The sequence below is a fragment of the Pseudomonas sp. PS01299 genome, from assembly GCF_029960145.1.
Taxonomy (GTDB): Bacteria; Pseudomonadota; Gammaproteobacteria; order Pseudomonadales; family Pseudomonadaceae; genus Aquipseudomonas; species Aquipseudomonas putida_A.
In genome coordinates, this window is record NZ_JASCPO010000287.1 from 1 (window position 1) to 6,403 (window position 6,403).

8 protein-coding genes are annotated in these 6,403 nt (G+C 57.9%); all 8 read left to right on the forward strand.

The window, feature by feature from the left end; translation table 11 throughout:
• Positions 1–210 precede the first annotated feature (210 nt).
• A complete protein-coding gene (locus QMX91_RS27900; RefSeq protein ID WP_003226995.1) occupies positions 211–690 on the forward strand; it encodes a GNAT family N-acetyltransferase in 480 nt (159 codons plus the stop codon).
• Between the two features lie 158 nt (positions 691–848).
• Complete coding sequence (locus QMX91_RS27905) at positions 849–1,511, forward strand: hypothetical protein (protein ID WP_282413694.1); 663 nt, start codon at positions 849–851, stop codon at positions 1,509–1,511.
• Positions 1,508–2,002: a PAAR domain-containing protein gene (locus tag QMX91_RS27910; RefSeq protein WP_098965003.1), complete on the forward strand. Its 495-nt coding sequence runs from the start codon at positions 1,508–1,510 to the stop codon at positions 2,000–2,002. Before QMX91_RS27905 ends, QMX91_RS27910 begins: the two co-directional genes overlap by 4 nt.
• Positions 2,003–2,007: 5 nt before the next feature.
• Complete coding sequence (locus tag QMX91_RS27915; RefSeq protein ID WP_098965002.1) at positions 2,008–2,742, forward strand: hypothetical protein; 735 nt, start codon at positions 2,008–2,010, stop codon at positions 2,740–2,742.
• On the forward strand, positions 2,739–3,266 hold the full coding sequence (locus QMX91_RS27920) for a hypothetical protein (RefSeq protein ID WP_098965000.1): 528 nt from the start codon (positions 2,739–2,741) through the stop codon (positions 3,264–3,266). Before QMX91_RS27915 ends, QMX91_RS27920 begins: the two co-directional genes overlap by 4 nt.
• A 205-nt stretch (positions 3,267–3,471) precedes the next feature.
• Positions 3,472–4,461: a 2-dehydro-3-deoxygalactonokinase gene (locus tag QMX91_RS27925; RefSeq protein ID WP_282413695.1), complete on the forward strand. Its 990-nt coding sequence runs from the start codon at positions 3,472–3,474 to the stop codon at positions 4,459–4,461.
• 19 nt (positions 4,462–4,480) lie between these two features.
• Complete coding sequence (locus QMX91_RS27930) at positions 4,481–5,101, forward strand: 2-dehydro-3-deoxy-6-phosphogalactonate aldolase (protein WP_041069252.1); 621 nt, start codon at positions 4,481–4,483, stop codon at positions 5,099–5,101.
• Between the two features lie 48 nt (positions 5,102–5,149).
• Positions 5,150–6,298, forward strand: coding sequence for a galactonate dehydratase (gene dgoD, locus QMX91_RS27935; RefSeq protein WP_007961968.1), 1,149 nt, complete (start codon positions 5,150–5,152; stop codon positions 6,296–6,298).
• Positions 6,299–6,403: the final 105 nt, after the last annotated feature.

Sequence of the window (6,403 nt, forward strand, 5' to 3'; positions counted from 1 at the left end):
TCCTTTCCGACTGGCGACGTTCCTGTGGGCGCGGGCTGGCGCGCGAAGGGGTCAATCCAGTCACCATCATTGTTGTCTGTCAGACCGCTTGCGCGAGCAAGCCCGCTCCCACATTGCAATATCGGCGCAGGATATTCTCTGTGTTGCCATGTGACGAGCGCCGCATCCGGCCTTAGTATGGCGCTTTCCCTTTTCCGACAAGGCCCGTTCATGACGATCGAAATCCGCCCGGCGACCCCCAGCGATGCACCGCAAATCCTCGCCTTCATCACCGAACTGGCAGATTTCGAAAAGGCTCGCCACGAAGTGATCGCCAGCGTCACCGACATCGAGCGCAGCCTGTTCAGCGAAGGCGCCACCGCCCACGGCCTGATCTGCCTGCGTGACGGTGTGCCGATCGGTTTTGCGGTGTTCTTCTTCAGCTATTCGACGTGGCTCGGCAGCAATTGCCTGTACCTCGAAGACCTCTACATCACCCCCGAACAACGCGGCGGCGGCGCCGGCAAAACCCTGTTGCGGCATCTGGCGAAAATTGCCTGTGCCAATGACTGCGGGCGCTTCGAATGGAGCGTGCTGGACTGGAACACCCCGGCCATCGAATTCTACAAATCCCTCGGTGCGCAGCCGCAAGAAGAGTGGGTGCGCTATCGCATGGATGGCAAGGTGTTGCGTGAGTTTGCCGAAGGCTGAGGAGATGATGGCAATCCGATGTTGAAGTGATTGCCGCCACCGCTCTAGTCCGGCATTCTACGCGCCATTTTTGCGCGCTCACGGACGACACCTGCAATGCTTCTGGCAAAACTTCTCCACGCCCGTGGGGCCTTCGCTGCGTCTCTGAGTGAGCGGCGATGAGCGGACTGCGGGCGTCAATGCGCCTGTATGGCCTGGTGAAAAACTCAGGCTGCTCTGACAACCCTCAGCGTCAACCGGTAGACATCCTGTGCATCGTCAATCGCACGGGCGGCAAAGCCATTCGTGCGTTTGTGTCGCGGCTCGACGCCGAACTCATGACACGCAGCGCCGGCCTGGGTGACTACCGTGTGATCGCGTTACGCCACTTCGAGCCGAATGCGTTTATCGACGCGCATCAGGGCTGGCTGACGCTGCACATCTGTTGCGGTTTCGTCGCCCCCGCCAGCCATTCGTTGCTCAAGGACGGCGCGTTGATGCCGATGGGCTGGTACGTCTATTCCGAGATCGGCCAGTGGACCGCCGAACATCATCTGGACCTCGGCGTGCAAATGGCCGATCTGCTGCAAGCGGCTTACGAGCGTAATCAACTGCGCAATTACAACGCCTGGCTCAACGAGCTCGACGACGCCGCGCCGGCCGAACTGGCCTGGCAAACCGACCAAGCCTGGCGACATCTGCAAACTGCCACATCCCCCGACAGCCGTGAGCACTGCCACGCACTGTTCGACCCTGTCGACAACCGCTGGCGCTTCGCCGCGACCGACATCGACATCCATCAGCCGCACCCGGAACCTCTGAAGCAAGGAGCTTTGAATTGAGTGGTAAACCCGCCGCCCGCGTCACCGACCCGACCGCCTGCCCATTGCCAGGCCATGGCACCAACCCGATCGTTTCCGGCTCGCCCGACGTCTTCTTCGACGGCCTCGCCGCTGCGCGCATGACCGACAAATCAGCCTGTGGCAGCCCGATCACCGGCGCTGTTTCCGGCACCGTATTCATCAACGGCCTGAACGCCGCAACCCTCGACAGCACCGGTGGCCACGGCAATGTCGTGGTCGGTGGTTCGGGCACGGTGATGATTGGACAAAGTGGCGGAGGGGCAGCGTTTAGTGGGTTGTTGCCGATGCCGGTGCATTTCAATGATCGGATGCAGGTCGTTAATGAAGCCACGGGCGAACCTATTCCCGACCACCCTTATGCGATTCAGCGAGGCGATGGGCGTGTTGAGCATGGCATCACCGATGAACAGGGCTTTACCCATATGGTCAGTTCGCATTTGGCCGAAACTATTAAACTGTTCGTAGAGTGATCGAAATGGAAGTCGAAAATCCCGCACTCAACGATTGTAAAACTGAAGTGGCTGGTCATGAGTTGACCTGCAAGACTGATCAGAGCGTAAAACAGGCTGCGGTTAAAGTAAAAAAAGTTGCAGTGTTTTTTATTGGCGGTGCTGGGGATAAGGAAGAGTACTATCAAAATGAGCCGCCGCATCATAATGTGATGAATGCATGGAAGCAGTTAGAGAAGCGTCTTACTAATGAGCAGAAAGTTGAGGTGAATCTGCCATACATAAGTTACAAAGACGTTCGCGGTGAAAAAGATATTAAAAAGTACGTCGAGCGTCCTTTGAAAGGTGATAAGTCGGTCTATATTGTCGTTGTAGGTCATAGTTTGGGTGGTTGGAATGGTGCACATCTGACTTCGATTTTGAAAGAGCGCGGTTACACCGTAAAGGTATTGGTAACGCTTGATCCTGTTGGCGGTGGCACAGGTGTCTGGATGGTGTCTGATATATATTTCACGACACCGAAGCCCTCGGCAGATTATTGGGTCAATGTATTGGCTTCGCCCAAAGTGACGGATTCATCTGATAACGTTGCCAGCATGGGCGAGCGTTGGGTTATGACATCTGGGCCAGCTATCAACGAAGCGGTAGACGCCAACCATCGTCAGGCAGGGGTCATGTTTGGCGCTACGCTACAGGGTGGTAAATCGGCATGCGATATTGTGTATGAACGTTTGAGTCAATATTTGGAATCTTCGAAATGAAGTCGTTGTTTGTTTTTCTGACACTGCTACTGTGCAGTTCTTGCACTAAGCAACCGGTTCTTCCGGTCATTGATATTGACTTGATTTCTGTCAGTGGTGGAGATGATCACTCATCTTTAGGTATTAAGTTTGGTTCGAAAACCGATCTGTTGAATTTTTTTCAGGATGTGACCGGGGAAAGTCAGTTGGGCGAGTCTTTGTTCTGCTCGCTGGATAAGGATGTCGAGTTTAAGGATTTTGACAAGTTGACTCAGTATTTGGTGGGGGATTTTGTTGAGCTTGATAGTTCTGGATCTAAAGCGGAGCATATTTATATGGCCAAATTGTCCTCGTTTAAAAAAGAGGATGAGGGCGTATCAAATATTTTTATGCCTGCCAGTGAATTATTGCAGGTATTAGGTCAGCGTAATGTCATCTCTTGTAAGGTGTTCACTTCTGCTTATTCATTCGGTGGATATTATTCGAAGTCAATGCTCATCCCAGCAACTGACATCGTGCGTGCGATTCAAGAGAAGCGCGATTGATGGGGCTGAGAGGATTCCGGCTGCTACTGATTGCTGGTTTTTTAACGTGTCGTCCTGCCTGCACCTGAACGGACGTCGTTCAGCGTTAGACAAAATGGACTGATTTAATCCCAAAATATGGGATGTAAAATTACATATTGAGATTTCGCGCTTGAAAGGTCTATAGTCCGTCGCACTCACTGCCAAAAACAAAACAGGTGAAGCGATGCAGGCGCAATTGATCGCGCTCGACTGGGGGACGACCTCATTACGTGCTTACAAACTCGCGGCGGGCGGGGTGGTGCTGGAGCAGCGTGCGCTGTCGTCCGGGATCATGCAGTTACCGAAGACGCCGCGAGTCATCCACGGTGATGAATGCGCCGACGGTTTTGAACTGGCCTTCGAAGAGGCATGCGGCGACTGGCTCGAGGCGCAGCCGGATCTGCCAGTGATCGCCTGCGGGATGGTCGGCAGCGCCCAGGGCTGGCGCGAAGCGGCCTACTGCGAGACGCCGGCGAACGTCGCCAATCTCGGAAATTCCTTACAAACACTGGTCAGTCTGCGCGGCACGCGGGTACATATCGTGCCGGGGGTGATCCAGCGTTCGCGTCTGCCCAATGTGATGCGCGGCGAAGAAACTCAGGTCCTCGGCGTACTGCAGAATCTGCCGGCCGAGGCGGGCGGCGATCTGTTGATCGGTCTGCCAGGTAGCCACTCCAAGTGGGTGGAGGTGGTCGAGGGCCGCATCACTCATTTCGACACCTTCATGACCGGCGAAGTGTTCGCTGTGCTCAGTGAGCACAGCATTCTCGGGCGTACCCAGCAACAGGGTGCGGCGTTCGACGGGTTGGCGTTCGACCGTGGCGTGCAAGTGGCGCTGTCGGCGGACGGCGAACTGGGCGTGCTCTCCACATTATTCAGTGCCCGCACCCTGGGCCTGACCGGTGAACTGGCGCCGACGGCGCAAGCGGATTACCTCTCTGGCCTGATGATTGGCCATGAACTGGTGGCGCTTGCCGCAGCCCAGCGGCACCGACGCAATAGTGCGCATCTGCCGTCGATCATCCTCATCGGCAACGCGCAACTCTGCGCCCGTTACGGCCGTGCCCTCGATGCCTGCGGTTTCGCGCGCGTCACGCTGGCCGAGCAGGCCACCGAGCGTGGCCTGTGGCAACTGGCGCTGGCCGCCGGGCTGCTCGATTCCTTATCCCGTTAACCCTGACTGGAGGCCTGACATGCTCAAGCAAGCATTGGCACAAAACGGTCTGATCGCAATCCTGCGTGGCCTGCATCCGCAGGAAGCCGCTGCTGTCGGAGAAGTCCTGTATGCCGCCGGATTTCGCGTCATCGAAGTACCGCTCAATTCCCCGTCGCCGTACGAAAGTATCCGCATCCTGCGTCAGACCTTGCCCGCCGATTGCCTGATCGGTGCCGGCACGGTGTTGACCCCGGAGCAGGTCGAGCTGGTGAAAGAGGCCGGCGGCCAGGTGATCGTGATGCCACACAGCGACGCCAAGGTGCTGCGCGCAGCGAAAGCGGCGGGGCTGTACCTGTCGCCGGGAGTAGCGACGCCGACCGAAGCGTTCGCGGCGCTGGAGGAGGGCGCGGACATTCTCAAGCTGTTCCCGGCCGAGCAGATGGGCCCGGCGGTGGTCAAGGCGTGGCTCGCGGTGTTGCCCTCCGGGACGGTGCTGGCGCCGGTCGGCGGGATCACCCCGGACAACATGCAAGCGTTCATCGACGCTGGTGTGAAAGGTTTCGGCCTCGGTTCCGGCCTGTTCAAGCCAGGCATGACGGTTGAGCAAGTGGCGGCCAATGCCAAGGCCTACGTGGCTGCCTGGAAGGCCCTTCGCTGAGATTTATCCGGCGCTGCGTGCGCTGCATCTAACAAGAGAGACAAACAGATGAAAATCACCAAACTCACCACCTTCATCGTCCCGCCGCGCTGGTGCTTCCTCAAGGTCGAAACCGATGAGGGCGTGACCGGTTGGGGCGAGCCTGTGGTCGAAGGCCGCGCCCACACCGTCGCCGCCGCCGTTGAGGAATTGTCCGACTACCTGATCGGCAAAGACCCACGCAACATCGAGGACATCTGGACCGTGCTCTATCGCGGTGGCTTCTACCGTGGTGGCGCGATCCACATGAGTGCGCTGGCCGGTATCGATCAGGCGCTTTGGGACATCAAGGGCAAGGCTCTCGGTGTGTCGGTCAGTGATCTGCTCGGCGGTCAGGTGCGCGACAAGATTCGTGTGTATTCGTGGATCGGTGGCGATCGTCCGGCCGACACCGCACGTGCCGCGAAAGAGGCGGTGAGCCGTGGTTTTACTGCGGTGAAAATGAACGGCACCGAAGAGCTGCAGTTCCTCGACTCCTTCGAGAAAGTCGATCTGGCCCTGGCCAACGTTGCCGCCGTGCGCGATGCCGTCGGGCCGAACGTCGGTATCGGCGTCGACTTCCACGGTCGGGTACACAAGCCGATGGCCAAGGTGCTGATGAAGGAGCTCGACCCGTACAAACTGATGTTCATCGAAGAGCCGGTGCTCAGTGAAAACTACGAAGCGCTGAAAGAGCTGGCACCGTTGACCAGCACGCCGATCGCCCTTGGCGAGCGGCTGTTCTCGCGCTGGGATTTCAAGCGGGTGCTGAGCGAAGGCTACGTCGACATCATCCAGCCGGATGCCTCGCATGCCGGCGGTATCACCGAGACCCGCAAGATCGCCAACATGGCCGAAGCCTACGACGTGGCGCTGGCGCTGCATTGTCCGCTGGGGCCGATTGCGCTGGCGGCGTGCCTGCAACTGGACGCGGCTTGTTACAACGCGTTTATCCAGGAGCAGAGTCTGGGTATCCATTACAACGAGAGCAATGATCTGCTCGACTACGTGAAGGATCCGCGAGTGTTCGACTACGACCAGGGCTTCGTGAAGATTCCGAACGGGCCAGGGCTGGGCATCGAGATCAATGAGGAATACGTGATCGAACGTGCGGCGGTCGGCCACCGCTGGCGCAACCCGATCTGGCGCCATGCCGATGGCAGTTTTGCCGAGTGGTGAGTGCCTTCTGACTCACCACAAATCCTTGTGGGAGGGGGCTTGCTCCCGAATGCGGCATGTCAGCTAAAGAGATGTCGACTGACACTCCGCATTCGGGAGCAAGCC